Genomic DNA, 23,287 nt, shown 5'->3' on the forward strand with positions numbered 1-23,287 from the left:
CGATATTGCTAGCCATCTATACAGTATATCAGTTCACGTGGCGGCCATCAATCCGTAACGGATTCGAAGAGGGAGACGACGAACCGGATGCCCTGCGTCGAGAGCGCCTGCAGCGCCCCGGCCGTGCCGTCGGCCAGCTTGTCGACCGTCGTGTCGTCCCGCAAATCCGGAATGCCGGGCAGCCGCTCGTTCTCGCGCTCCATCATCTCGTAAGCGAGCGCATCCGCCGCCGCGGCCCGTTCGGGATGACGCTGTGCCTCGCCGACTGTCGGACGGTCGATCTGCGCCGCCGATTGCTGCGCCGTCTGGCGGGTGCTGTATTGGGCCTCCTGCTGCGCCGTCTGGCGGGTGCTGTATTCGGCCTCCTGCTGCACCGTCGTCGCCCCCGCGCCTCTCCCCGCCGCTGCCGGATTTGCGACCGGCGACGCCTCTTGCTGCTCCACCGGCCCGTAGATCCGCTCGACTCCGCTCGTCGCCACGTCGATGCCGAACATGACCATCAAGACGATCATTCCCCCGACGATCCCCCATTTCAACGGTTGCCTGCGCATAATATCCACTCCTCATCTATCGATCGTCGCCCCGCTCATCCGCAAGGCCGCTTTCGCATGTATCAACTCGCGACTTTCGCGTTGACTTTCTCGTCCTTCCAATAGAGCCCCGCGATCACCTTGGCCAACGCATCGATCGTGCGGTTCGATTCCTCCAGCGTGTTGTCGATGCCGCCCACCTCGATCAGCATGCTTTCGGGCGAGAGCGACTGGTTGTATTCGCCGTTGCCGTTCTTGCTCGACTTGCCCCATATGCCGCGCGAGATGCCCGGATAGGCTTTCTCCAGCGCCTCGTGGATTTGACTGGCGAACGCTTCGTTCTTCTCCCAGTTCGGATTGCCGTGACCGACGATGAAGAACACTTGCGCGTAATCTTTGCCGCCAATCGTCGCCGTCGTATACTTCCGTTTCTGCGAATCGCGGTGAATGTCGAAGAAATATTGGAGATCCCGATGCTGCGCCATCGCTTCGGTCACCGTTTTTTTGGAATATTTATAGGATAGCACCCATTTGTACGATTTAATCACCGACGGATAATCAGTTGCAGAGGAGATTGCGCCAATTCCCTGCTCCTCCAGCTTCCGCTCCAGCCGCTTGCCGAGCAGCGAAATATTCTTCGCCGTCGATTGCGGGTCGGTCACGTTCTTGCCCAGCACCGGATTCCACGATTCGCGCGCGTGCGAGTGGTAGATGAATACCGCATTGCGCTTTGGCGCAGCCGAGTTAACGTTCGAATCCGTCGCCTCTCCGGCCTCGCCTTCTTTGTCCGGCACCGTCGTCTCGCCGTTCGATTGACCGGCCGCGCCCTCATCCGCCCCCGGCGTCTCCTCCGAAGGAAGCTCGCCTTCCGGCCCGGGTCGCCCCGAACCGTCTCCCGGAAGTTCTTCACTCGGCGCATCCGGCTCTACGGTCCCCGGATCGTCGCTGCCGTCGTGGATCGGCTGATTGTCTTCCGGCTCCACGTCCGCGCCGGCGACTTGGCCGGGACGGATCAACACGGTGTTATCGGATGCCATGCCCGGATATTCCGTGGCAAGCAGGCTTTTCGGATCATTGGGGTTAATATCGGTCAGCACGCGCACGAGGAACGCGCCCATCTGCTTGGTCGAGAACGACGCCGCCGCGGCCGAAGTCTCCGTTCCCGGCACTTCCATCGCCAGCATGCCGGAGAACGTCCCGTCCGAGACCGAAGCCGCGAAGCCTTTCATGGACGAAACCGGCGAGGTCTGGGATTTCTGCTGGAGCATCAGGCCGATCCCGATAACGAGCACCATGACCATAGATCCGACCGACAACAACGCGAACATCCGGCCGGTCACGAGCAGCTGCTTCAATCGCCGGCTTCCTTTACCGAGATTCCATGTCAGGACAGGTGGTTTCATAGTCGCGCATCCTCCTTCGCTTGTTGGCACTACTAACCTATGGGACAAACGCTAGCAATAGAACCGTTTTTGGTAGAAAGACGCGCGCAAAAAAAGGCGCGCTCATCGCGAGCGCGCCTTTCATGCTAACCAACCACTATGATTACACCTTGAATCTAGCAATCAACTGCTGCAGCTCGTGCGCCGTGGCGCGAAGATCCTCCGAAGAAGCCGTGATCTCCTCCATGATAGCCAATTGCTCCTGCGAGGAAGCCGACGCCGCGTGCGTATGCGACTTGGCTTCGGAAGCGACGTGAACCATGTCCGCGATTGCCTCCGATACCGATAGCGTGCTGGCAGCCATCTGACGGGATGCGGCCGACACTTCCTGCATTTGACCAGCCGCGCTTCGCACCGCTTCCGCAATCCGTTCGAATGCGGCTTCCGTCTCGTTCATCGTCTGCCGGCCTTTCTCGGCTTCGCTTACGCCAGCTTCGATCGACTGCAGCGCCTCCGTACCCGAGACGTTGATCGCCCGCACGACGCCGACGATGCGGCCGGCGGACTGCTTCGTCTGCTCAGCCAGGTTCCTTACTTCCGTGGCGACGACCATGAAGCCCGCGCCTTGCTCGCCCGCTCTCGCCGCTTCTATGGAAGCGTTCAGCGCCAGAAGCTGGGTCTGGGAGGCAATCTCGGAGATAAATTTGACGATCGCATCGATCTCCCTGCACTGCTCCGTCAGCAGCTTAACAATGTCTGCCGACGCTTCAACGCTTCTGCCGATTTCCTTCATCTGGCGCGTCGCTTCCCGCACCGTTCCCACGCCCGAGAGCGCTGCCGACTCCGCCTCCGCGGCCGCCTGCGACACATTGTCGGATGCGGAGGCCATTTGCGCGATGCCTGCCGTCATTTCGCCGATGACGCGGGAAGTGCCGGTAGCCGTCTCCGCCTGCTCGTCGGAGCCGGCGGCAATGCGCTGAAGCAGTTCCACGATCCGCTCGCTGCCGGCCGAGGATTCGCCGGAGGAAGACGCCAAATTGTCGGAAGCGAGCGCGACTTGCGCGGACATCTCCTTGTTCGCGCCAATCATCGCGCGGAACGCCTCGCCCATCCGGTTGAAGGCATGCGCGATATGGATCATTTCATCCTTCGTGTCCAGTTCGGCGCGCGTCGTCAAATCCCCTTCGGCAAGCCGCTCCGACGCCTTCCGCAGTTCGTTCACATTCGCTCGCACCGTCCAGTAGAACGAGAGGAACAAGTATAACGCCGAAGCGATTACAACTCCCAATGTAATCAGGACAATGAGCAAGTCTCGTTTGCCCTGACCGATCGCCTCCGTGATCATCGAGCTGTACCGCTGCGTCTGGTAGTCACTCACGTTCTGCAGAGATTCCATTACGCCGCCGAACAGAGCCGTTAACTCCTCTACGGACAGCTGCGGCCGGAGCGAATTGATCATGCCGGCGTTCAGCTTCTCGATCATACCCGCGACGGCGTCGCTACTGGCTTTGATGAGCGAGGCAAGTTCCTGATCACTGTCGACATCGAGTATGGTTTGCGTGTTCGCGGTCAACGTCCGATTCGTCATCCGGATCCCGTTCAGCAGTTCTTCAAGCGCCTTCCGATCCGTATCCCCCACTTCGCCGGCGAATGCGAGCCCGAAGGATCGCGCCTGCAGCTCGCCCGTCTGTTCGAGCAAGAGAGGCAGCTGGCGTGTAGCGTTATCTTTCAGGTAATACAGATTTATGGCAGAGTCCAGTACAAGATGCTGCTCGTTCCGAACGATATCCACGAGCCGGAGCACATCATCAAGCAGCGATTTGTGCCAGCTCAAGCTTTCCGTAAGAGACAATTCGGTAGATTCCGAGACGATCTCCGCCCATCCCCGTTTCACGCGCACCCATTGATCGGCCGTGCCGGGGATCGCGCCGCCCGCTCCGATATATTGATCCATCGCCTGAATCGCGACTTCCGCTTTCTGTTGTACCTCTTGGATCGCTGCTTGCTGCGTTTCGTCGCGAACGTCCGTCACTAGCAAGGAACGGTGCGCGATGAACAAGCCGAATACGGGTTCCAGCCGCTGAAGGTAGGCCATCCCTTCATGCTCTTCCTGCTTCACCCGAAGACTCGCGTTCACATTCAAGCCGTAAAGTACGGAAACAGTGACAAGCGGTACGAGAAGAATGATGCCGATAACGAGAAATTTCAATACGTAATTCAAGCGTTTCATGACTGCCGCTCCCGGTCGTAGCAAGAAGGAACTTGCGTTCGACAAGAGCGAAACGGGTGCGCTGCGCTTCATGGGTTCTCTCCTCTGGTTGCTCATCGAATCGTTATTTTCGACAAAGTCTGATAATACTAGTTTTATAGCATACCAAAATTTACATTGTAAATAGCCATGTTACATTTCATTACAAGCGGCATAAGTCGCATCCCTGTCGTTCATACCTAGGAGCAAAGACGCTATTCACCTCTGCCGCGAGACATATGTACTCCTAACTGCCCAGCAGAAGAGGTATGGGTAAAAATGTATCCATGTTAAGATGACGAAAACACGAAAACGCCCCGAACCTGTCCTGGTTCGAGGCGTTGGTCTTCCTCCGCATCTGCGGCTCAGTGCGTATAGGCGGCGACGTTCGAGGAATCCACTGCTTCATGCAGGCCGGCGTTCAAGCCGCTCGCGATGATATTGGCGATATCCTCGATAAATTGGTCGATCTCCTTCGGGGTGACGAGCAGATCGTGACCGAGCGGTCCGAGCGCCTCGCGGACGAGCTGCAGCCGCTCTTGCTCGTCGACCGAATCGAGCAGGCCGAAGTTCGTATTCGACGTATGGCGCTTCAAATGCTCGCGGACGAGATCGATGCTGTTGTTCACAATCGTCGAAGCGTACACGACGGTTGGCACGCCGATTGCGATGACAGGTACGCCCAGTATTTCTTTCGTGAGTCCGCGGCGTTTGTTCCCGATGCCCGATCCTGGATGTATGCCGGTATCGGCGATCTGGATCGTGGTGTTAACCCGTTCGAGCGCCTTCGAGGCCAACGCGTCGATCGCGATAATAATATCCGGCTTAGAGCGTTCAACAATGCCCTGCACGATCTCGCTGGACTCGATGCCCGTGATGCCGAGCACGCCGGGCGCGACGGCGCTGACGCTGCGGTAACCCGGCGCCACTTGATCCGGCATTAGCTCGAAGTAATGACGCGTTACCATGACGTTCTCGACGACGAGCGGCCCAAGCGCATCCGGGGTCACGTTCCAGTTGCCCAGACCGACGATGAGCACGTTGGCTTTCTTGTCGATGCCGATACGCTGCAGGAACGATCCGAACTCTTGCGCAAGCGCCGTCGCCACGCGGTCCTGCAGGCTCGTGTCCCCTCTGCGCAGATCCGGCACCTCGAAGGTGACGTAATGCCCGGGCATTTTGCCGATCGCCTTCGAGCCCAGCTCGTTCTGTACCTCCAACCGCGTGACTTTGATCCCGTTATCCTCGGAGAAGTCGGACAAAATGCCGGGGATCGGGCCTGAGCCGCCCGCTTCCGCCAGCTCTTTCGCTTCCAACGCCAAATCGATATGGGTCGAATACTCTTGCAAATCCAGTCGTTCCATCACCTGTTGAGAGCCCCTTCCGTTACCGTTTGCAGTTAGTGTGCGCCAATGCGAACGTTTCTTATTCGATTCGCTTTCCGCTATGCCGATTCCCGGGCATGACGGATAGAAGACCGGATCGTCACCTATCGGCTGGGCTCTTGCTTTTTGGACTGGCGCATGATAGAATGTTCAGAGTTATGTTGTAACAATGGTTTTCCTTTTACGGGAGGTGAATGCAATGCCAAACATTAAGTCCGCTGTGAAACGCGTCAAAACGATCGAGAAACGCCGCGCTTTGAACGCTTCGCAAAAATCTGCGCTCCGCACGGCCGTTAAAGCTGCTGACCAAGCTGTTGTCGCTACTGATGTAGAAGCTGCTAAAGCAGCCCTGCTCGTCGCTACGAAGAAGCTGGACAAAGCAGTGACGAAAGGCCTGATCCATAAAAATGCGGCTGCCCGCAAAAAGTCTCGTCTTGCTAAAAAGCTGAACGCTCTGGCGGCTCAAGCTTAATTAAACGAAATCAAGTCCTGCCACGCTCCCTCGGGAGAATGGCAGGACTTTTTTGTTGGGCCGCTGACCGCCCGCCGCTTCACGCGGCGAGGGACAGCAGGAAGAGTTCCAGCCCCAGCGTTTTGTCTACCTGGCCGGTTTTCATTTTGTAATCCAATTCGGCAATCCGGCTAAGATGTTTGCCGAGTACCGACACAGAGAACCGCTTCCCCTTCTCGGCCGCCAGCTTCACCGCATACGGATGAAGTCCGATCTGGCCGGCCATCTGCTGCGGCGAATAGCCATGCTGCTCGAGCTCCTTCACCTGCAGCATGATGCGCAGCTGGCGGGCGATGAGCGCCGCGATCTTGATCGGCTCTTCCCGGCGCAGCAGCAGCTCGCCGTACAGCTTGAGCGCCCGTTCCACTTGGAGTGACGCCATGGCATCGATCAGCGCGAACACATCCTCCTCCACCGTGGAGGCAATCAGCTGCTCCACCGTCTGCTCGTCGATCGCGCCGCCTTCGCCGGCATGCAGGCACAGCTTGTCCACTTCGTGGGCGAGCTGCTGCATGTTCGTGCCGGTACGGGCGAGCAGCAGCTCCGCCGCTTCTCTGCGCATCTTGCGTCCTTGTTCTTCCGCCCGCCTGACCGTCCACGCAAGCAGTTCGTTCTCCGACAGCTCCGCGAACGCGAGTAAGGCGTCCTTGTCTTTCAGCAGCTTCACCACTTTGCGGCGCTCATCCAACTTCTCTGCATGCACTTGAAACACCAGCACGCTCGTCTCGTTCGGCCGATGAATGTAGTCAATCAGCGCGTTCGTTTGATGGTCGATCTTGCCGCCTTCCCTGGCGCTCGCCGCTGCGGCGAGAACCGACTGATCCCGGATGACGACCAGCTTGCGGGACGCGAAGAATGGCAGCGTCTCCGCTTCGGCCACCGCTTCTTCCACCGGCGTCTCCGACATGTCGTACTTCACGATGCCAAGCTCGCGCTCCTCCTCCGGCAGCAGCTTCTCGGTCAGCTGCTGGACGAACTGCCGCATTCGGTAACGATCTTTCCCATATAACACGTACACAGGACGGAAGGTACCCGACTTCCACTCCTTGACGACGTCTTTCATTTCCACGCGTGACTCCCCCATTGTTCCTTGACTGTTACCGTCTATCATACCATGGCGGCATCCCGCGTGCACCCGCTTGCGAACGCGACAAAGGGATGAAGCGTGACGTGCAGCTTCATCCCTTTGTCCCTGAACATCTATATAAACATTCCGCGACGTCCAGCCCATGGTACTGGGCCGCGAATGGTCATACGACGTTAAGGCATCGCCCTCTGACGTAGTATCGATAATCCAGTATACGCAAGTATCACGTAAAGTGTGCATCCAGTGCGTCAGTTTATAGCGGGTTATGGCGTATTCTGCAAAGGCGTAATCGTTTCTTTGACGAGGTCAATGCGGTACGTCTTCTTGGTGCCATCCTTGGCGGTTGCTTCGTACGTCAGAGACTCGCTATCGCTCGCCCACTCGACGATCCGGATGCCGCCCGGCGCTGCGTCCGTGCTCAGCACGAACCGATCGTCCGCGCTGAGGAAGATGGTCAGCACATTCTGCTCGATGCTGGCGGAATAGACGCCGTCCGGCGATTGGAGCAAGGCAGCCTCCGACATGGAGGTAATGCCCATTTTCTTGTTCGGGTCCGTCCCTTCCTCCTCGAGCGCCTGAACGCCCGCATCCGCCGCGTCTTGCTGTTTACCCGTATCCTTCGTGTCCAAATCAGCGCCTTCCGAACTGTTCGAGCCCGCTGCCGCGTCGGACGGAACCTCGATCACTTGATTGGGCGTCTGGCTTCTAACGACAGGTTCTGAGCCGCCTTCCGCGAGCCCTTGGGCTGTCCCGCCGCCGTCGCCTTGCGCTGGAGCTGCATCATCCCCTGCGTCGATCGAACGGGAAAGTTCTTCCGGCGGATCGGCCTGCGGCTGCGCGCTGCCAGTTGCGTCTTCGTTGGCCGAAGATGCGATGGCTTTCTCCTGCGGCGCTTCATCCGCCTTCAGCATCGAAGGGGCGACCGTGCTCTTCTCTGCTGCAGCGCTCTCGCCAGCATCTGCAGCGTCGGCCGCGTATTGCGCGGTATTCGCGCTATCGTCCATGGATCCGGATCCGCTCGGCGAATACGTCACCATGAACAGCCCTGCCACGACGGCTGCGGCGACTACGCCGCCGAGCGCGCGCACCGCGTAGCTGTCCGTCCAGCTGCGCGTTCGCTTGGCGCGGCGCTCCGTCAACTCGTCCGGAATAGCCGGCGCCTCTTCGACCGCAGATGCAGCCGGCATCTCATCCGTCACCGCCGCGATCTGCGGCAGACGAGGCAGGATCGCATCGACCAAACTATATGGCGGCGTTACTTTCGGCAAATTTTCCAATCCGCTCGACAGCAGCTGAAGACGCTCGAACATGGCCGCGCAATCCGGGCAATGCCGCAAATGAGTCATCAAGGCTTCGCTTTCAAGGTCATCAAGATCGCCGTCAAGCTGTCTTTGCATGTCATCCATCACCTCTTGACAATTCATCCTCGGACACCACCTTTCTGATAATCGTGTAAGTAAGTTTGGAGCTGTTGTCTTGCCCGGAATAAATAGGATTTGACCGTGTTTAACGGCAGGTCGAGCGAGTCGGCTATCTCGTTATATGAGAAATCCTGCAAATACCGGAGCACGACGACCGCACGGTGGTGCTCGGGCAATTTATCGATCGCGTTGCGAATATCTTCGCTCGCGTATGTTGAAAGAACTTCTTCCTCGACGCTGTGCGTATCTCGAAAGACCATTTCGTGTTCCTCGATCGAAACGGTCGGTTTCGTCCGGCGGAACTTATCGATGCAGATATTCGTCACGATTCGCTGCACCCACGTCTTGAACTGAGCCTTCTCTTCGTAGGATCCGATTTTGGTATAAATGCGGATGAGCGCCTCTTGGGCTGCATCCATCGCATCCTGCTCATTATTCAATATATAGTAGGCTGTCCGGTAAACATGGTTTTCAATCTCTCGCAATAGAGATATAAGAGCGTCGCTGTCGCCCGCTTGCGCGGCTTTGATAAGGCCGGGCTCTACCACGAAGGATCCCCCTCTCTTGCACCCTTTCTGACGGAAAGGACGGTAAATAAGTTGCAGTGCAATGATAATTGTCTTTAAAAAAATTTAAGGTTGGGACGGGCTATGTGCCTAATTCCCAACCTTTAGGATATCAGAAAAGAATGAAACCGTATACTCCAAGGCATTCGCCCCTTGCGCGCTAGCACCTCGCCCGTCAAAAGGCTCGTGCTCTAATACCCGAGCGACAGCTCGACCTCGTTTATCGCTGGCTCGAGCCCCTGCGCATACTGTGCTAAGTTTGCGGTAAAAATGTCGATGAGCCGATCCGTGTACCGGTACGTGCTGCCCGCGTTATGCGGCGTAACGATGACATTGTCCAGCCCCCACAGCGGATGGTCGGCTGGCAGCGGCTCCTCTTCGAACACGTCCAAACCCGCTCCCGCAAGCCTCCCGGCCGTGAGCGCTTCTAGCAGCGCCGCGGTATCCGTCGTCTTCCCTCGGCCGATATTGATGTAATACGCCGTCGGCTTCATAGCTGCGAATGCCTCGCGGTCCATCATATGCTCCGTCTCCGTCGTATGCGGCAGGCAATTGACGACGAAGTCGCTTTCGCGGAGCACATCATGCAGTCCGTCCATGCCATACATGCGATCAACGCCTGCTGCAGGGAGGCCGGAGCGCCGTACCCCCAGCACGCGCATCTGGAACGCTTTGGCGATGCGGGCGGTCTCTTCGCCGATCGCGCCGACGCCGAGAATGCCGAGCGTCTTGCCGTGGATTTCGCCTAGCTCGCCGTACGAGCCCCAGCTGCGCCTGGCTTGGCTGCGTATGGCGGTATGCAAATCCCTCGCGAACGCCAGCATCAACCCGAGGATCGTCTCCGAGATCGGGGCGGCGTGTACGCCCGTCGCGTTCGTCAGCCGTATGCCCTTCTCCTTCAAGAGCGCGAGCGGCAAATGCTCGACGCCTGCCCCCCAATGCTGTACCCAGCGGATCTTGGAGGTCGAATCCGAGACTGCTTCTTCTACCGTCCGGTTCCACCCGACGACGATCTCCGCCCCGTTCAAATGCGCGCGAAGCTGTTCTTGACCGAACCGTTCTTCACTGGCGATGACTTCCCAGTCTGGCGCTTGTTCGCGGATTTGCCGCACATGACTCTCCTTAACAGGATTGACGACAACGATTTTCCCCATACGTTCCATCCTCCCCCAAACCGCGTTTAATTCCGCCCCGCGCATGAAAAAAAGAGGCTTGAAAGATCCGTGCGTGCAGCGGATTTCTTGCCTCCAGTGGTTGGGTCGGCGAGGCTGTCCACCTCGAGGTTGCTCCAATTAGTACTGCCACTTTAGCATGCCTTGCGATAGCCTGTCAATCAGCGGCGGCACGAACTTCCGGTAGTCTGGATCGGTAGGATAGCTTGCCATTCGGCAGCGCCCGCCATTGAATTTCACCGCCCAGATCGGTTCGCAGAACTGGAATATCCGCCCCTTCCAGACGCTGCAGAACGCTCGGATGCGGATGACCATACGAATTGTTGCGACCCGCCGAAATAACGGCTGCCTTTGGTTTCCAATAGGCGAGCCAACCAGGCGATGTCGATGTTTTGGACCCGTGATGCGATGCTTTCATAACGTCAATGCCGGCCCGTGCAGTCGTATCCTGACCAAGTGCGGTATCGGCGCTGCCGATTAACCGATGGATGATCCGTTCTTCCTGCTCCGTTTCGGCATCCCCTGCCAGAAGAAAGGTACGCTCGTGCAGCCGGACAACCATGGCGACGCTCCTCCCGTTCTGTTCCTCCGCCAGCGGAGCGGGGTTCTCCGGAAGCCCCTCTGCCTGTTCCTCCGCGCTGACGATTCGAATGGAGGACGCCGGGTCCAGTCGAAGCTCGCTGTTCAAGGACGCCCGATACATCGGTATGTCCAATTGGGCCAATTGCTGCAGAAGCGCCACCGCATCGGCGGATTCTTTCAGCGTCCCGTTCCACAACACCGCCTTGATCGGCAGACTTTCGACGACGGCCTTCAGTCCTCCAATGTGGTCGCTGTCCAAATGTGAAATGACCAGCAGATCCAGCTCATGAACGCCCCGCTTATAAAGCAGCGGCACGACGGTTTTGCGCCCGACCTCGTACGGATCGCGCCGCACCCTCCAGCTGTCGCCTTCCTTCCGGAAGCGGACGGTGCCTCCGCCATCGACCAGCACGTGTCTGCCCGCAGCCGTACGAATCAGCACGGCATCGCCTTGTCCGACATCGAGAAAGCTGACAACGCCGGCCTTGTCGTTCCACAGCGGGTTATACGCCCACCATAACAGCAGGGCGAAGACGGCTGCGGCGGCGTAAGATTGCCAGCGCATCACGCGACCGCCGAATGAGCTCTGCAAGCCGGTGCCGAGATCAGGTTGGGGATTTCCGGGAGCGGACGAAAGCGGCAACGTCTCCATAGCCGCGGCTGCTCGCGAGTTGTGTACCGGATACTCGGTGCGTCGGCTTATTTCAATGGTTGAGGCCTCCCGGTTATCGTTCTCTTCCTCCGCGGCGTCGCCAACGTCTGCAGGAACGACTTGGCCCGAAGCCTTCTGCTTCTGTCTGGATGCCGTTCGAAGCAGCGCGTATAACGCCAAGTAGTAGAGAATAATCCACCAGATCGGCGGCGTTGCCCAAATCATTCTCCCGAACGTCCACTCGCTCAGCCGGTCGATGCCCGCGAACGTCGCCGCATTGGCCGCTCTTGCCGCTGCGGCTAGCAGTACCCCGGCCGGCTGCCAAAACGCGGCGATCAAAAGCGAAGCCCCGCCAAGCGGCATGACGATGAAGCTGATGAACGGCACGAGCACCAAATTCGCCGGGAGCGACAGCCAATTGAACTGGTTGAAATAGTAGATGCTGAGCGGGAAGGAGGCCGCCTGCGCCACAATCGTCACGGTCACGGCATCATGCAGCCAGCCTAGCTTTCCGCCTGCCGGCAGAAGCTTGCGAGCGGGCGGCACAAAAACGATCAGCCCTGCCGTCACCAAGAACGACAGCTGAAATCCGACATTATAGAGCAAATAAGGGTCCCAGATCAGCATGAGCAGTGCCGCCGCGGCAAGCAAGTGGAGCCCGTCCTTCAGCTTGCCGAAGCGCGCGGCCGCAAGTCCCAGCATGGCCATGAGACCCGCACGCACGACGGACGGCGAACAACCGGACATGAGCACATATAGCGGTACTGCGGCAATCAGCGTTGTCTGCAGCCGTTCCCGCGTCAGGCGAAATAATCGCAGAACGACGCTCAGTAAATATAAGTACACCGCGACATGAAGACCGGAGATCGCCAGAATATGCGTCAACCCCAGCTGGCTGAACTGCCGAAACCGGTCCGGGTCCAGCTCGTCGCCGATGCCGAGCACAAGCCCCTGCATATAGCCGCCCTGCTCGCCAGGGTACAACTCTTTCATTTTGGACGCCATCGTCGCCCGTATGCCATCAACGACGCCCAGCCAAGCTGCAGCCGAGTCCAGCCTTCGGTCTTCCGTCTGGACGGCGGAGGCGCCTTGTACGGCCGCCACCCAATGAATACGCTGCCGCTTCAAGTAGACGGCGTAATCGAAGCCCCCGAAATTCGTCGCGCCGACAGGCTTGCTCAAGACGCCGCTAATCCGCATGCGCTGACCACGCTTCCAAGCCGCGGACGTCCGCAGCTCCGATTCCTCGGCCAGCTTCACTTGCACGAGCATCCGCTCTCCCGCCATCGCGCGCGCCTGCTTCTCGCCTTGCAAGGTGATTTGGTCGGTCCGCAAGGTGAACTGCGCCCGATCACCGTCCACCTCGACGGCCGAGACGAGCATGCCAGCTATGTCGGCGGATATCTCCGACGCTTGTTCAGGAACGGTCAAATTCGTCTCGTTGCCGGCATCCTCCCACATCATGTGCGCTCCGGCCGCCGCGAAAGCACAGACGCACAGCAGCGCCACCGTAATGCCTCGCCGGTTAAAGCCAAACAAGGCGGGCAACAGTACGGCCAGCGCGATTCCGGCCATGGCAACACCCGCAGCCGTTAATTCGGCGGCCGCTGCACTTCCCAAAATCCAACAAACGGTAAACCAAACAATAGGACGGTTCATAGGTTGTCCCTCCTCTTACGCCTTGCCAATAAAAAGAACCCCTGAACACGCCCTATCGGCGTCCATTCAGAGGTTCTTCCCCCAAGCCTGATTATGAGATCACGTTCACGCCGCATTGAGGCGGCGGTTCATAAGCGTCCAGTCTGCGAAAGGCAATGCCCTTCTGTTCCATCAGCTTAATCACTTTCTCGCTGTCTTTCGGATAAGAGCGGTGGTAGACGATCTCCTTCACCCCGCTGTTCGCCAGCATATTCGCGCATGTCCAGCAAGGCTGATCCGTCACATACACCGTCGAGCCTTCGCGGTCGATCCGATCGGTGAACAACAGCAAATTTTGCTCGGCGTGAATCGTACGGATGCAGCGCTGCTTCTTGGTCACCTGCTCGACGCCCTCGACCAGCTTCAGTTCGTATTCTTCCACGATCATGCAGCCTGCTTCCGAGCAATCGGCGACTCCCATCGGCGCTCCGTTATAAGCCGTGCCAAGCAGCTTCTTGCCTTGGACCAGCAGCGCGCCCACGTGTCTGCGCGAACAGCGCGAACGGGTTGACACCATATAGGCGATATCCATGAAATAGGTATCCCAATCCTTGCGCGCCGGATCCTGGACGAACGTTTCCATCTTGACTTTCTCCTTCTCTCCCGCAGGCTCAGCCATTCGTCATTGATCGCACGTTACCATTCTTCACCATACGCCAAATTCCGTGGCCGCCTGTAATTTGCCTTCTATTGTCGCACAATTACGGTAATGCGACAACGTGCGGTTTCAGCTTCGCCAACAATTTCGGACCGATGCCTTTCACGCGAAGCAAATCGTCCGCCGAACCGAAGGCTCCGCCGGCTTCCCGCTCGACCACGATCGCCTTCGCTTTGGCCGCCCCGATGCCCGGCAGCGCGTCCAGCTCTTCCGCCGAAGCGCGATTGATGTCCAGCTTTCCTTCCGCTGCCGCCGTCTTAGCGTCGGATGAATCATACGCTGGGGTTATTTCCGCGGGGACCGTACTCGCCTTCGACTCCGCGCCTGCGGATTCTGGATTCGCTCCGCCTGCTGTCACTTCACCGGCTTCCTGCGATCCACCCCCCGTCGTCGCCTGGTTCGAGCCGACTGCCCCAGCCTCTACCGGTTGGCCGCTCCCCTTCGTCTTGTCGGCGTTATGGACGGTGTTATTGCCGTTGTCCTTGCCAACGGCAGCAGTGCCCGAGCCATCCGCTGGAGACTCCAACGCCGCCTCGACCTCCTGGCTTACATCCGTCCACCCTGTCGGCGGGGATGCTTTCGTTTCGCTCCAAGCGCCGATCATCAGACTTGCGCCGATCAGCAGCAAGACGATGATCAATAGACTGCTCCCTTTCGTTGACCGCAGTGCTTTCATCGTTACCCTCTCCTTTACGATAATTTGGTTCTATTTGTAAATCGGCGTCATGTTGGCCGAGCCGCTCGGCATACGGTAGTAAGAGCCGCCCATGGGTTTTGGAAAAATGCTGTGTTTCGCTTACGCGAAACACCAAGCTTATGCTTTCGATGCTGTGTTTCGCTTACGCGAAACACCAAGCTTATGCTTTCGATGCTATGTTTCGCTTACGCGAAACACCAAGCTTATGCTTTCGATGCTGTGTTTCGCTTACGCGAAACACCTTAAGGAGGTCGATATCCATGAACATCGGATTTATCGGAGTCGGGAGCATGGGCAGCCTGCTCATCGACGCTTTCGTCGCGACGAAAGCGCTGGACCCGTCCCAGATTACAGTCAGCAACCGGACGTTCGCCAAGGCGGTCTCGCTAGCCGTCCGGCATCCGGGGCTCAATGCCGTACCCTCGAACGCCGAAGCGGCTTCAGGGCGCGACATTATTTTTCTATGCGTCAAGCCGCACGAATATAAGAAGGTCATCGACGAGATTCGTCCCGCCCTTCAGCCGAATCAGCTGCTCGTCTCGATCACCAGCCCTGTTCTTCTGAACCAGCTGGAGGATTGTCTGCCCTGCAAAATCGCCAAGGTTATCCCCAGCATTACCAATTTCGTGCACGAAGGCGCGACACTGTGCATGTTCGGCACCCGCGTCGAGCCGAGCGACCGCAATCGGCTGCTGGACCTGCTCTCGTCTATTAGCGATCCACTCGAGATCGATGAGCGCCATACGCGCATCGTCTCCGATCTATCCAGCTGCGGTCCGGCGTTCATGGCTTTCGTCCTGCAGAAGTTTATCGACGCCGCCGTCGAAGAGGCCGGCATCGACCGCACCCAAGCAACTGCCATCGCAAGCGTCATGCTGCACGGCACCGGCAAACTGCTGACCGAGGGCAACATGACGCCTGAGCAGCTCCAACAGCGCGTCGCCGTGCCGGGCGGCATTACCGCCAAAGCGCTTACGCTGCTGCATAAGGAGCTCGATGACGTATTTAACGGGGTTGTCCGCGCCACGCATGCCAAATACGAGGAGGATCTCATCGTCGTACACGACCTTTTATACGGCAAAGAGGTGAACGACACCTAACGCATGCTTTGCGTTAAGCTGCCATTCACCTCTTTATCCTTCATCCGCCGCGTTAGTTCGCGACGATATTGACGAGCTTGCCTTTCACCGCGATGACTTTGCGGATTGTCTTGCCTGCGATCGCCTCGGCTACTTTCTCGGACTGCTTGGCGAGCTGCTCCATGTCGGCTTCGTTCGTGTCGGCCGCGATCGAGATGCGGTCCATAATTTTGCCGTTCACTTGCACGACGATCTCGACTTCGGCGTCGATCGTCCAAGCCTCGTCATACGTCGGCCAAGCGACGAATGTGATCGAACCGTCGCCGCCGAGCTTCTCCCACAGCTCTTCAGCGATATGCGGTGCAAGCGGCGAGAGCAGCTGAACGAAATGCTCCATCGCTTCACGCGGAAGTACGTCCGTCTTATACGCTTCGTTGACGAAAATCATAAGCTGGCTGATCGCCGTGTTAAAGCGCAGATGTTCGTAGTCGTCGGTAATTTTCTTCACCGTGCGGTGCCATACGCGCTTGAACGCGTCCGTCGTCTCGCCTGCGCCGATCTTGGCGCTGACCGTGCCGTCCTCATTGATGAATAGACGCCATACGCGGGCCAGGAAGCGGTGCATTCCTTCGACGCCGTTCGTGTTCCATGGCTTCGTCGCCTCCAGCGGCCCCATGAACATTTCGTACATCCGGAGCGTATCCGCACCGAACTCGCCCACGATATCGTCCGGATTGATGACGTTGCCGCGCGATTTGGACATTTTCTCGTTGTTCGTGCCGAGGATCATCCCTTGGTTGACGAGCTTGTGGAACGGCTCCTTCGTCGCCACGACGCCCAGATCGTACAGTACTTTATGCCAGAAGCGCGCATACAGCAGGTGAAGCACGGCATGCTCGGCGCCGCCGATGTACAGGTCGACCGGCAGCCATTCCTTCTGCTTCTCCGGCGAGCAGATTTCCTTGTCGTTGTGCGGATCGATGAAACGCAGGTAATACCAGCAGCTGCCGGCCCATTGCGGCATCGTATTCGTCTCGCGGCGGGCCTTCATGCCCGTCTCCGGATCGATGGTCTCCACCCACTCCGTCACGTTCGCCAGCGGCGATTCGCCCGTGCCCGATGGCTTGATTTGATCTACATCCGGCAGCAACAGCGGCAGCTGGTCTTCCGGAACCGGCTTCATCGTGCCGTCCTCCAGGTGCAGAATCGGGATCGGCTCGCCCCAATAACGCTGACGGCTGAATAGCCAGTCGCGCAGACGGTAGGTGACTTTGCCTTTGCCGCTGCCGGAGGCTTCCAGCTTCTCGATCATCGCCGCGATCGCCGCTTCGTTGTTCAAGCCGTTCAGGAATTCCGAATTGACGTGAGGACCGTCGCCCGCATACGCTTCGTTCTCCACGTCGCCGCCTTGGACAACCTCCACGATCGGCAGATCGAACTGCTTCGCGAACTCCCAGTCGCGCTGGTCGTGGCCTGGAACCGCCATGATCGCGCCCGTGCCATATCCCGCAAGCACGTAATCCGCGATCCAGATCGGCACCTTCTCGCCGCTGACCGGATTGACCGCGTAAGCGCCAGTGAAGACGCCCGTCTTCTCCTTCGCCAGATCGGTCCGCTCCAGATCGCTCTTATGCGAAGCCTTCTCCTGATATGCCTTCACGGCATCCGACTGATCGGCGGTCGCAATCTTCGCGACCAGCTCATGCTCCGGCGCGAGCACGCAGTACGTGGCGCCGAACAGCGTATCCGGCCGCGTCGTGAACACGACGAGCGCGTCCTCGTGCCCATCGATGGCGAACGTGACTTCCGCCCCTTTGGATTTGCCGATCCAGTTGCGCTGCATATCCTTGATGCTCTCCGACCAGTCCAGCTCTTCCAGATCGTCCAGCAGGCGATCGGCGTACTCGGTGATCTTCAGCACCCATTGGCGCATCGGCTTGCGGATAACGGGATGGTTGCCGCGCTCGCTAAGACCATTGATGACCTCTTCGTTCGCGAGCACTGTGCCGAGCGCCGGACACCAGTTGACCGGAACTTCGGCCACATAGGCAAGACCTTTCTTATACAGTTGGATGAAAATCCACTGCGTCCATTTGTAATAATCCGGATCGGTCGTGCTGAATTCACGGTCCCAGTCGTACGAGAAGCCGAGCGATTTGATCTGACGGCGGAAGTTGTTGATGTTCTTCACCGTAATGTCGCGCGGATGCTCGCCCGTATCGAGCGCGTGCTGCTCGGCCGGAAGGCCGAACGCGTCCCACCCCATCGGGTGCAGGACGTTATACCCGCGCATCCGCTTATAGCGGGAGACGATATCAGTCGCCGTGTAACCTTCCGGATGGCCGACGTGCAGGCCCGCACCGGACGGATAAGGGAACATATCGAGGGCGTAAAATTTCGGTTTGCCCGCATCCTCGGTCGTTGCGAATGTCTTGTTCTCGTCCCAGAACTTCTGCCATTTTGGCTCGATAGACTGGGGATTGTAGCCTTGCTGCTCTTGTCGTTCTTGTGCCATGACTAGTCCCTCCTGATCAACATAAAAAACCTCCCGCCCAAGCGTATAACGCTAGGGACGAGAGGTTGAAATTCCCGTGGTACCACCCTAGTTAGCGAATCGGCCCGAAGGCTTCCCGCTCACTCGACATCTTTAACGCAGATGATACGGCATGCTTCGTCAGACGCTCCCGGAAGAACGGCTGAATGCGCATGCGGCTCCAAGGCGAGTTCGCTCCCCTGCTGGTACGGCTCTCACCACCCGCCGTCTCTCTGAACCAGCCGTATGAAGCTACTGCTCCTTATCGACGCCCATTACATAAAAATGGTTAGTTCGATTATAAAGAAGCGACGGCTCGCCTGTCAAGCCACGCGCTTCCGTACACTATTTGACGCATACGAAAAACAGCCGTTCGCTCCCCGGATCCGGCGCCTCGAACGCAAAATCCGCGTAGCATTCGACCTTAGAGAAACCCGCCGCGTGAAGCGCGTCCTGCAGCCAATATCGGTCATACGCTCGTTGAACGTGCGTCTCCTCGATGCGGACGTATTTCGCGTCCTCCGCCTCCCCGTCCCGGGCGAAAATGGTCAGCTCGTGCTCGATCTCCATTCGATCTTCATCGTAATCGCTTGTCCAAATGTACGCCACGTCCCGCTCGTTCAATGTGAACGGCTGCTCCTCGGCATAGCGTGCGAGCTGTATCGGCGCGTGCACGTCGAACAAGAACGTCCCGCCGGGCTTAAGCGCCGCCCACGTCGCCCGGAACGCATCCTCCACCTCCTCCGGCTCCGTCAAGTAATTGACGCAATCGCAGAAGGAAATGGCGGCATCGACCGCCTCGGGCGCCTCCCATTCGCGCATGTCCTGCTGCAGCCATTGAATGGAGCCGGCATCCGCGGGCAGCGCGCGCTGGGGCAGCGACTCCCACTTGTCCCGGCCAACAGTCAGCATGTCCGCGGCGAGGTCAATCGCATACACCCGCTTGCCTGCCTGTGCGAGCGGGATCGCGATGCTGCCTGTTCCACAGCCCAAATCCGCGACGATGTCCGGCTCTCCCAGCCTGCTCCACGCTTCGCGCGCGAACCGGATCCAATCCGGGTACGGCATCTCTTCCATCAACCGGTCGTAAACGAACGCAAATTGCCCATATGCCTGCATGTTGTTCTCTCCTACTTCGTCCGTAGTTATCTTGATCGCTCCATTATACCATTGCGGCGGATTGGATTGCATGCGACCATCCGGAGGTTCCAAACTCGGCGGATCGGCGGCCATAATTTTTCGTCCTAAATCGGCTACTGGAGCAGCGATGCCCCGTATCATCATGCCACGCCCTCCTCACCGCACCCAAATGCAGAAACACAAAAAAGCCGGGAATCCTTCTCGGACTTCCCGGCTCCGTTCAGATGCCTTTAGTTCTCCGCTTGCGATGCGTCTTCAGCCTTCAGTTTCGTCCAGTTGCCCTCCTGCGTGACAAGCCCCTCGCGCATCAGTTTGCCCATCGCGCGCTTGAACGCGGACTTGCTAATGCCGAACTTCTGCTTGATCACGTCCGCTGGCGTCTCATCTGAATATGGCATCGATCCTGCCGGACGCGATTTCAGAAATTCCAAAATCCGGTCGGCGTCTTCCACGCGTCCGACTTCCTTCCGCTGCGACATCGACAAATTCACGCGGCCGTCCTCACGGACGAACGTCACGCGCGCCGAGACGCGCTCGCCCATGCGCAGCGGCTGGGTGCGATCCTCTGCCGGAATGAACCCGTAGGCCCCGAAGCCGAGCACGCCGCCGTCGATCAGCACGAACGAGCCGATCTTCAGCGTCTTCGTGACCCAGCCTTCCACCCAGTTGTTCTTCCAGGATTCGGGCGCGCGGAACGTCAGTTCGGACAAATCTTCTTCCGTCGCGACATTCGCGACCAGCCGTCCGATTTTGTCGTGAGTCAGCTTGACGAACACCTCGTCGCCCGGCTGCGGACGAAGCGTCTTCAGCTCCGGCTGCTCCGAGAGCGGAAGCAGCAGCTGTCGGCCGAGCCCGATCTCCAGAAATGCACCGATACGCGGATGCGTATCCGCTACCGCGAGCCTGGCGATCTCGCCTAGCTTAATAAGCGGCTTGTGCATCGTCGCCGCAAGCCGGTCTTCCGTATCATAGAACAAGAAGACGTCAAGCTCCGCATCAGGCTTCGGCTTCTTACCGACCAGCTCCGTGTAATGCAGCAGCACCTCGCTTGTCCCATCTGTCAAAAAATAACCGAAGGGCGACACTTCGCGTGCCACCCTCAATTTCGCGAACTCTCCCGCGACTAGCGTCATGCGAATTCCACAACCTTCGCGTCAGACCAGAGCCGTTCGATGTTGTAATATTCGCGCTCGTCGCGATGGAATACGTGCACGACGACGTCGCCGATGTCCACGAGCACCCAACGCCCTTGATCCGCGCCTTCAATGCCGCGCAGGTTAACGCCTTTCTCGTGAGCGCGCTTGCGGATCTCCGTCATGATCGCCTGGACCTGCGTGTCCGAATTGCCGTGGCAGATGACGAAATAGTCCGCCACCAGCGAAATACCTTTCAAATCGAGCGCCACGATTTGGTGCGCTTTCTTGTCTTCCGCCGCCGCGACGACGATTCGCATCAATTCATCTGCGTTAACTGTCATAGCTCAGCCTCCCGTAATTGTAAGATTAAATCATTGCGTGCGGCCACCGTCAGCGGGAAAATCCGCTTCCCTTGAGCCAGCAAATACGAAATCGTCGAATCGAATCCGGCAATCAGCGCTTTCTCCACACTATGCTCGGCTAATTCGCGAATTTTATGCACGCCGGGAAAATCCCGGCCAGGCTCCATATAATCGGCCAGGCAGACGATTTTGTCCAGCAGCGTCATCCGCTCCCGGCCAGACGTATGGAAGCGGACCGCATCGAGCACCTCGATGTCCGTAATGCCATAGTCCCGTTCCGCGACGAACGCGCCGACCGGCGCATGCCACAGCTCCTTGTCGAACTGCAGCAGCTCCTCCGGCATCCCCTGCTCGCGAATAATCGTCTCCATCCGGGCAGTTGGCCAATATTTGGCCACATCGTGGAGAATGGCGGCTTGATCGGCTTTGTCCGAGTCCGCCCCGAATCGTTCGGCCAGGATGACCGCCGTCTCCATTACGCCCAAGGTATGCACCCAGCGTTTCGCCGGCATCTCGGCGCTTACTTTTTCCATCATCGTTTTACGATTCATAGAGACCGTTCCTTTGGATATAAAAATATACGCCATCCGGCACGTAATACCGAATCGATCGTCCCGACGACGCCCGCACTCGAATGTCGGTGGACGAAATATCGATGTGCGGCATCGCCGCGAACTCGACCCTCCCCAGCAGGAAAGGAGGCAATGCCGACGGATCCGGCAGCGGCTGTCCTGGACGCTCCAATCCGATAAACCGGACCACACTCGCCAGCTCCTCGATCCGATGCCACTTCGCCAAGTCGTTCACTCGGTCGGAGCCGATAATATAGGCGAACTCAACCTGCGGATACTTCGAGGCAAGTTCCTGTACCGTGTCGATGGAATAGCTCACGCCGCCGCGTTTAAGCTCCATATCTAGCACGCGAAAGCGCGGTTCCGGCTCGGTCGCGAGCATCGTCATCTCTAGTCTGGCCAAGCTGTCCGCACCCGGTTCATGATCCTTAAGCGGAGGCGCGTAGGAGGGGACGAACCACACCTCGTCGAGCCCGGCTTCGTCGAGCGCGGATTGCGCGGCGATCAGATGGCCGACATGGATCGGATCGAACGTGCCGCCCATTATGCCGACTTTCCTCATATTCGGTAAGCCTCCCTTGGCGAAGCGGCGCGCGCCCTTGCACAAACGCGCCTAGTCAAGCTTATGGCAGCTCGATCGTTTTATTCTCTTTGGATTCTTTGTAAAGGACGATCGTCTTGCCGATCACCTGCACGAGCTCGGCGCCGGCTTCGTCCGCGATCCATTGCCCGACTTCCTTGGGATCTTCGGTCGAATTATTGAGCACCGAAACTTTGATTAGCTCTCGTACTTCGATCGCTTCGACGACGTGACGCACCAAATTATCGTTGGCGCCGCCTTTGCCGACTTGGAAAATCGGGTTCAAATGATGCGCCTGCGAGCGCAAAAAACGCTTTTGTTTGCCTGTCAACATGTGCTGGATTCCTTCTTTCCGTTAATAAAAACTTGCTTACCGCTAGCCGTTCGCCCTGGCACCCAGCGCTTCGAGCACGGCCTGGCGCATCGCCGTGACCGGCGCGTCTACGCCCGTCCAATATTCGAACGCGTAGGCGCCTTGATAAATAAACATGCCGAGTCCGCCGTGTATGCGCAGCCCCCGCTCTTGTGCCTCCGCCAGAAACTTCGTCTTCAACGGATTATAGATGAGGTCGCTTGCAATCGCCCCCGGCCGCAGCCAACTCGCCTCGACCGGCGATTCGTCCGCGTTCGGGAACATGCCGATCGATGTCGTGTTGATCACGATATCCGCTTCGCCGCACAGAACCGGCAGCCGATCGAGCGCGGCGGTCCGGATATCGGCCCGGCCGCGAAAGAGCTCCGCCAGTTCCTCGGCGCGGGCGGCAGTCCGATTGGCCACCGTCACGTCGCGAACGCCCTCCTTGGTCAGCGCGTACAGAATGCCGCGCGTCGCGCCTCCCGCGCCGACGATCAGCACCCGTTTGCCGGCCAAATCAGGCTCTGCTTCTTCCTTGAGCGAACGCACGTAACCCAATCCGTCGGTATTGTAACCGGTCAGCTTACCCTCGTCATTCACGATCGTATTGACCGCCCCGATGATCCGGGCGCTCTCGTCGATTATATCGAGATGGTCCATAATATCGAGTTTGTGCGGAATCGTGACATTTACCCCGCGTATGCCCATCGCCCGGACCCCTGCGGCGAAATCGCCGAGCCGGTCGCTCTTAACGTGAAAAGCTGTATAGACGCCGTTCAAGCCGGTTTCACGGAAGGCTCGGTTCATCATGATCGGCGACTTCGAGTGCCGAATCGGGTCGCCGATCACGCTGTACAGCACCGTATGGCTGTCGACGACATTGCCGTCGTATACGGTTCTATCTTCGTTCCCCAACAAATCCGTTCACGCTCCCATGCGTT

At 58.4% G+C, this 23,287-nt stretch carries 21 protein-coding genes and 1 other annotated feature; of the genes, 2 read left to right on the forward strand and 19 right to left on the reverse strand.

Annotated elements, in window-relative coordinates; all coding sequences use genetic code 11:
- Positions 1-47: 47 nt before the first annotated feature.
- From ACFFSY_RS06205 to gpr, 4 genes are all read right to left on the reverse strand, one after another.
- The gene (locus ACFFSY_RS06205) at positions 48-551 is read right to left on the reverse strand and encodes a hypothetical protein (RefSeq protein ID WP_377491485.1); all 504 of its coding nucleotides are present in this window, start codon (positions 549-551) and stop codon (positions 48-50) included.
- Between the two features lie 62 nt (positions 552-613).
- On the reverse strand, positions 614-1,933 hold the full coding sequence (locus ACFFSY_RS06210) for a stage II sporulation protein P (RefSeq protein WP_377491488.1): 1,320 nt from the start codon (positions 1,931-1,933) through the stop codon (positions 614-616).
- Positions 1,934-2,075: 142 nt separating this feature from the next.
- Positions 2,076-4,142, reverse strand: coding sequence for a methyl-accepting chemotaxis protein (locus ACFFSY_RS06215; RefSeq protein ID WP_377491491.1), 2,067 nt, complete (start codon positions 4,140-4,142; stop codon positions 2,076-2,078).
- Between the two features lie 383 nt (positions 4,143-4,525).
- Complete coding sequence (gpr, locus tag ACFFSY_RS06220) at positions 4,526-5,524, reverse strand: GPR endopeptidase (RefSeq protein WP_377491600.1); 999 nt, start codon at positions 5,522-5,524, stop codon at positions 4,526-4,528.
- 220 nt (positions 5,525-5,744) lie between these two features.
- Here gpr and rpsT point away from each other — a divergent pair, with 220 nt between their 5' ends.
- Positions 5,745-6,017 carry a 30S ribosomal protein S20 gene (rpsT, locus tag ACFFSY_RS06225; RefSeq protein WP_377491494.1) on the forward strand — a complete coding sequence of 91 codons (273 nt, stop codon included), beginning with the start codon at positions 5,745-5,747 and terminating at the stop codon, positions 6,015-6,017.
- A gap of 79 nt (positions 6,018-6,096) precedes the next feature.
- Here the strand turns inward: rpsT and holA are convergent, their stop codons facing one another.
- The 7 genes from holA to ACFFSY_RS06260 form a co-directional block, all read right to left on the reverse strand.
- The gene (holA, locus tag ACFFSY_RS06230; protein WP_377491603.1) at positions 6,097-7,119 is read right to left on the reverse strand and encodes a DNA polymerase III subunit delta; all 1,023 of its coding nucleotides are present in this window, start codon (positions 7,117-7,119) and stop codon (positions 6,097-6,099) included.
- 287 nt (positions 7,120-7,406) lie between these two features.
- Positions 7,407-8,567: an anti-sigma factor family protein gene (locus ACFFSY_RS06235; RefSeq protein WP_377491497.1), complete on the reverse strand. Its 1,161-nt coding sequence runs from the start codon at positions 8,565-8,567 to the stop codon at positions 7,407-7,409.
- Positions 8,564-9,112 carry an RNA polymerase sigma factor gene (locus tag ACFFSY_RS06240; RefSeq protein ID WP_377491500.1) on the reverse strand — a complete coding sequence of 183 codons (549 nt, stop codon included), beginning with the start codon at positions 9,110-9,112 and terminating at the stop codon, positions 8,564-8,566. Before ACFFSY_RS06240 ends, ACFFSY_RS06235 begins: the two co-directional genes overlap by 4 nt.
- Before the next feature lie 209 nt (positions 9,113-9,321).
- Positions 9,322-10,284 (reverse strand): D-2-hydroxyacid dehydrogenase, encoded by a 963-nt coding sequence (locus ACFFSY_RS06245; RefSeq protein WP_377491503.1) that lies wholly within the window; start codon positions 10,282-10,284, stop codon positions 9,322-9,324.
- A 175-nt stretch (positions 10,285-10,459) separates the two neighbouring features.
- A complete protein-coding gene (locus ACFFSY_RS06250; protein ID WP_377491506.1) occupies positions 10,460-13,195 on the reverse strand; it encodes a ComEC/Rec2 family competence protein in 2,736 nt (911 codons plus the stop codon).
- A gap of 91 nt (positions 13,196-13,286) precedes the next feature.
- A complete protein-coding gene (locus tag ACFFSY_RS06255; RefSeq protein WP_377491509.1) occupies positions 13,287-13,817 on the reverse strand; it encodes a deoxycytidylate deaminase in 531 nt (176 codons plus the stop codon).
- A 118-nt stretch (positions 13,818-13,935) separates the two neighbouring features.
- Positions 13,936-14,568, reverse strand: coding sequence for a helix-hairpin-helix domain-containing protein (locus ACFFSY_RS06260; RefSeq protein WP_377491512.1), 633 nt, complete (start codon positions 14,566-14,568; stop codon positions 13,936-13,938).
- Positions 14,569-14,849: 281 nt separating this feature from the next.
- Here ACFFSY_RS06260 and comER point away from each other — a divergent pair, with 281 nt between their 5' ends.
- Positions 14,850-15,689: a late competence protein ComER gene (gene comER, locus ACFFSY_RS06265; RefSeq protein ID WP_377491515.1), complete on the forward strand. Its 840-nt coding sequence runs from the start codon at positions 14,850-14,852 to the stop codon at positions 15,687-15,689.
- Between the two features lie 52 nt (positions 15,690-15,741).
- Here comER and leuS read toward each other — a convergent pair whose 3' ends face one another.
- The 8 genes from leuS to ACFFSY_RS06305 all read right to left on the reverse strand — a co-directional run bounded on the left by leuS (position 15,742) and on the right by ACFFSY_RS06305 (position 23,264).
- The gene (leuS, locus tag ACFFSY_RS06270; RefSeq protein WP_377491518.1) at positions 15,742-18,183 is read right to left on the reverse strand and encodes a leucine--tRNA ligase; all 2,442 of its coding nucleotides are present in this window, start codon (positions 18,181-18,183) and stop codon (positions 15,742-15,744) included.
- Positions 18,184-18,233: 50 nt separating this feature from the next.
- Positions 18,234-18,479: a binding site (T-box leader), on the reverse strand.
- A gap of 67 nt (positions 18,480-18,546) precedes the next feature.
- The gene (locus ACFFSY_RS06275) at positions 18,547-19,320 is read right to left on the reverse strand and encodes a class I SAM-dependent DNA methyltransferase (RefSeq protein ID WP_377491606.1); all 774 of its coding nucleotides are present in this window, start codon (positions 19,318-19,320) and stop codon (positions 18,547-18,549) included.
- A gap of 251 nt (positions 19,321-19,571) precedes the next feature.
- Complete coding sequence (locus tag ACFFSY_RS06280) at positions 19,572-20,474, reverse strand: CvfB family protein (protein WP_377491521.1); 903 nt, start codon at positions 20,472-20,474, stop codon at positions 19,572-19,574.
- The gene (rsfS, locus tag ACFFSY_RS06285) at positions 20,471-20,818 is read right to left on the reverse strand and encodes a ribosome silencing factor (protein WP_377491523.1); all 348 of its coding nucleotides are present in this window, start codon (positions 20,816-20,818) and stop codon (positions 20,471-20,473) included. The genes ACFFSY_RS06280 and rsfS overlap by 4 nt, the downstream gene beginning before the upstream one ends.
- Positions 20,815-21,390 (reverse strand): bis(5'-nucleosyl)-tetraphosphatase (symmetrical) YqeK, encoded by a 576-nt coding sequence (yqeK, locus tag ACFFSY_RS06290; protein WP_377491526.1) that lies wholly within the window; start codon positions 21,388-21,390, stop codon positions 20,815-20,817. Before yqeK ends, rsfS begins: the two co-directional genes overlap by 4 nt.
- Complete coding sequence (gene nadD / locus ACFFSY_RS06295) at positions 21,380-21,973, reverse strand: nicotinate-nucleotide adenylyltransferase (RefSeq protein ID WP_377491529.1); 594 nt, start codon at positions 21,971-21,973, stop codon at positions 21,380-21,382. The genes yqeK and nadD overlap by 11 nt, the downstream gene beginning before the upstream one ends.
- A gap of 61 nt (positions 21,974-22,034) precedes the next feature.
- On the reverse strand, positions 22,035-22,325 hold the full coding sequence (yhbY, locus tag ACFFSY_RS06300) for a ribosome assembly RNA-binding protein YhbY (protein ID WP_148928525.1): 291 nt from the start codon (positions 22,323-22,325) through the stop codon (positions 22,035-22,037).
- A gap of 42 nt (positions 22,326-22,367) precedes the next feature.
- Positions 22,368-23,264 (reverse strand): shikimate dehydrogenase, encoded by an 897-nt coding sequence (locus ACFFSY_RS06305; RefSeq protein ID WP_377491532.1) that lies wholly within the window; start codon positions 23,262-23,264, stop codon positions 22,368-22,370.
- Between the last annotated feature and the right edge of the window lie 23 nt (positions 23,265-23,287).

Origin of the sequence: Paenibacillus aurantiacus, assembly GCF_042431225.1 — a bacterium.
Classification (GTDB): Bacteria; Bacillota; Bacilli; order Paenibacillales; family Paenibacillaceae; genus Paenibacillus_Z; species Paenibacillus_Z aurantiacus.